This is a genomic window from Syntrophales bacterium (assembly GCA_030655775.1).
Lineage (GTDB): Bacteria > Desulfobacterota > Syntrophia > Syntrophales > JADFWA01 > JAUSPI01.
The window spans coordinates 1-3528 of record JAUSPI010000210.1; the positions used below are offsets into that span (position 1 = coordinate 1).

General features: G+C 42.3%; 5 protein-coding genes. 1 reads left to right on the top strand and 4 read right to left on the bottom strand.

Annotation, left to right across the window (positions count from 1 at the left end):
- The 3 genes from Q7J27_11160 to Q7J27_11170 form a co-directional block, all read right to left on the bottom strand.
- The coding region (locus Q7J27_11160; protein MDO9529701.1) for an efflux RND transporter periplasmic adaptor subunit at positions 1–840 on the bottom strand (840 nt) is incomplete at its 3' end.
- A gap of 25 nt (positions 841–865) precedes the next feature.
- A complete protein-coding gene (locus Q7J27_11165) occupies positions 866–1054 on the bottom strand; it encodes a hypothetical protein (GenBank protein ID MDO9529702.1) in 189 nt (62 codons plus the stop codon).
- Between the two features lie 16 nt (positions 1055–1070).
- Positions 1071–2588, bottom strand: coding sequence for a DUF6399 domain-containing protein (locus Q7J27_11170; GenBank protein MDO9529703.1), 1518 nt, complete (start codon positions 2586–2588; stop codon positions 1071–1073).
- 290 nt (positions 2589–2878) lie between these two features.
- Between Q7J27_11170 and Q7J27_11175 the strand changes: the two genes are divergently transcribed.
- Complete coding sequence (locus Q7J27_11175; protein ID MDO9529704.1) at positions 2879–3352, top strand: DUF3124 domain-containing protein; 474 nt, start codon at positions 2879–2881, stop codon at positions 3350–3352.
- On the opposite strand, the gene Q7J27_11180 is transcribed toward Q7J27_11175, so the two are convergent.
- Positions 3338–3528, bottom strand: a 191-nt coding sequence (locus Q7J27_11180; protein MDO9529705.1) for a hypothetical protein, incomplete at its 5' end; no start/stop codon positions are given. The genes Q7J27_11175 and Q7J27_11180 overlap by 15 nt on opposite strands.

Here is a 3528-nt window from a genome sequence, read left to right on the forward strand (position 1 = left end):
ACGGCCAAACATTCCCGGCAGGAGACCTGTTGGGTCATTCAGGCTAATTTTTATTTCATAACTTCTGGTTACCGGATCTCCTGAAGGAACGATCCTTGAGATATGGCCGTTTAATGTCTTGTTAAGGGCATCAATGACAACGGTGACCTTGTCATTTTGAACAAGCTTTTGAATTTGGCTTTCCGGAACAAATGACTTGAAAAGAAGCGCTTTTTCCGATTCAATCGAAATGATGGGAAAGCCTGGGGCGGCAAGATCACCCGCTCGTTTTTGTCGCTCAACAACAACGCCATCCACCGGGCTTTTGATCAGGATATATTGTCGTTGAGATTTCGCTGTTTCAAGGGCCGCCAGAGCTGCATGCAATGTCTCCCGGCTGATATCTCTTTGCAGACGTATCTTTCTTAATGTATTTTCAGCAACGCTGCCTTCCTTGAAAAGTACTTCATAACGCTCAAAATCGATTTGAGCATCTTTCAGCGCTGACCGGGATTTATTTACTGCCGATTCCGCCTGTTGTATTGCCCCTTCAATATCCATACTGTCCAGCGAAACAAGGAGGTCTCCTTTGCGTATCTTTTGCCCCTCCCGTACTGAAATTTCATGAATATAGCCGGTAATACGCGAGGTAATTTGTATGCGATCATCAGAGATCACTGAGCCAATCGTTGAATAATAGACAGGAAACTTTTCATTCATAACCATCGTCACCGAAAGAGCATGAACAGTGAATTCTTTGTTGACTGCCATGTCTGCTTCCCGGTTACAACCCGAAAAGATAAATGACATACTCATTACCAAAATCCAGGCGAGTACAATATTGTTTTTGCTTTTTAGCATTCCATTTATTCCTATTTTTTTGATGTTATATTGCCCCATTATCAATTTTATCCATAATTATTTTATTGTAGAAAATATTTAGAACTGTTTCCGGCTTTATTTCATATTTATCAGGAGTTTCTATATGCTTAAAAAATAATGTATTTGAAATACCATCAAGAATGAGGGTAAGAATGTGCGGATCTTCCTTTATTATAATTCCGGCCTTGATCATCGTTTCGGCCACAAGTTCATGCTCGGCCCCGTGCAGGTCTGCCGGGCAGATCAAGACTGCTGAGTAAAAATTCAAAAAGTTCCCTTGGCTTGGTTCCGAAAAATCTTTCGGCCGGCGTGGTTCCGTCTCTCCTCCTTATAAAATAATTGTGAACTGCAGTAAGGGCTGCCAGTTTCCGGCTACTGAGCCGATGAAGACCATGATGACGCAGAGACAATTGACCATTCCTGCCCTCTACACATGAACTTGATCGCTGAAATAAATTTGCGCATTCTTTTCCTACTTTTTCGATCAATTCCAATTCTTCAGAACTCAAACCAATGAAAGGACTGTTATCGCCCTGTAAAGATTGCAGGATATCAAAGGATTTATCATGTAACCGTCGGCGATCATCAGCGCTCTTTGCCTGCCTTGACACACGCTTTAGATAAAGACCCGGTATCAGCTTATCCATGATAGCCTGTTCCACTTTCAACTGTAAAGAAAGGGCTTCAATCTTCGCCTGAATGGTCATGTGGTAAAAAAGGACAGCAGCAACCATATCCACGACTACTTTTTTCGCTTTTTGAATCTTTTTTAAACTACGATCCAATAGGTTTGCCTCTGAGGCTACTGATTCCATTGACTCGAAACACTCATTCAAAGATTCAAAAACTTGATCGGCTTGTCTTAATTTTCCAGTTTCGAGGTCTACAGGATGGTACACCTTGCTAATATTCTGAATGGCCTCTTTCATCCGTTGTTGATGCGACTCAGCAAACTCCAAATCCTGTTTGGCATCTTCCTGGTTTTGCAGTGATGTTTCAATCCGTTTGTCAAACTGAGGAGGACGTCCGCGTCCATGCTGTGTCTGAAGGTAAGCCTCCTTCTCCAGAATGCAGTGTTGAACCTCTTCAGCTGCCTGTTCCAGGCGTTTCTCTGCTTTTTTCTTCTTGCTGGCCAGAACAGCACTTGTTCCTTTGACGATTTCATGTTGGACATGAAACACATCGGGTGAATGTTGAGCTCCCAGATCACTTTTGACATGGTGGAGAATCCCTTTGCCTTCATCACTGGTGGACTGCACGATTGATACCGGCAGTCCGTATGTGGCTTCTTCCATAGCTTTTGTCCATTCAGAAGCTTTCCTGCTGTCAGCATATTTTTCCAGAAGAATAAAGTTGGAAACAGGTTCTATGGCAACAAGGCACGTTTCCGGATGAAACGTCTCATCCTGGCAGACGGTTATTTCCTTTGGCGGCATTGATGCAGCTAATCGCTCTCTTTCAGAATGATCAAACTTGATAATGGCTTGCTCCATTTTTGCAGAGACGTCGTATTGTGCCCCATAGGATGACGCAACGAACTGATCAAGGCCTGTTAATTCGAGCAATTGGCAGACATGACGAATACTACCGGCACCTGACATGGTCATTACAAAATGGACTCCATGAACCAATCGATGCAAAAATGCCGTTCCAACCGGTGACTCAAAGAAGGAAACAAGTTCAGGATCAGCATCAATATGATTTTTCCGAGCAATCCAGTGCTGCAACGTTGAACGCGGTATGCCAATCTCTTCTGCAATTTGACGTTGACTTTTTGTGTCACCAGCTGATTCAAATTTTGCCAGGGAATCAGCTACCTCTTGCCTTGTCTTTCTGCTATGCGCAGTAAAATTAGAGTCATACTTCCAGTATATAAACTAGTTATTTGTAACTGTCTAGATTTATTACATATTTTTTATTCTTAAATTCATCATCATTTCAATCGGTTACACTTTCCATTTTTGATGTCTCCATACCACTGGCCGAAACGATGATCAAGGCCCAACTGGAGGTATGTATGAAAATTAAAAATTTCGTTTTTTTATTAGTCTTGTTCACTATATTTACGGCTCAGGTTGAAGCGGAAACCCGGGTAAAAGCGTTAAAGGGTCAAACAGTCTATGTCCCCGCATATTCCCATATTTATATAGGAAACAAGGAAACACCTTACCTTTTGGCTATCACCCTCAGTATCCGGAATATTGATCTTTCCAACCCGATTACCATCACTGAGGTAAGTTACTATGAAACTCAGGGGAAATTTCTTAAAAATTTCATCGAAGATCCCATAGAGCTTGTTCCCCTTTCTTCAACCCGCTATATTATCAGCCAGAAAGATACGGCCGGAGGGTCCGGAGCTAATTTCATCGTCAAATGGAAAGCAAAGGAAAAATCCAATCCCCCCATCATTGAGACGGTCATGATCGGGACCCAGTCTCAACAGGGTATTTCCTTTACATCTAGAGGTGAACCCATTTCAGAAGCCGATTAAAAAAAGTCTCAAGTGGATATTTGATATAAGTGTAAAGAATTTATAGCGGATACAACTGTAGCAACATAGTTCTTCAAAAAGCATACGCAGTTCACAGACTTGTCGGCTTTTTAGTGTAAAATAGCCAACCGGGCCTATGCCATAGAGTCCGGTTCTATTTTCTTTCATCCGGGTTC

What these genes read in the sequence shown, in the direction of transcription:
- Q7J27_11165 (MDO9529702.1), bottom strand. Translation starts at nt 1,054, where the DNA reads ATGATCAAGGCCGGAATTATAATAAAGGAAGATCCGCACATTCTTACC.
- Q7J27_11175 (MDO9529704.1), top strand. Translation starts at nt 2,879, where the DNA reads ATGAAAATTAAAAATTTCGTTTTTTTATTAGTCTTGTTCACTATATTT.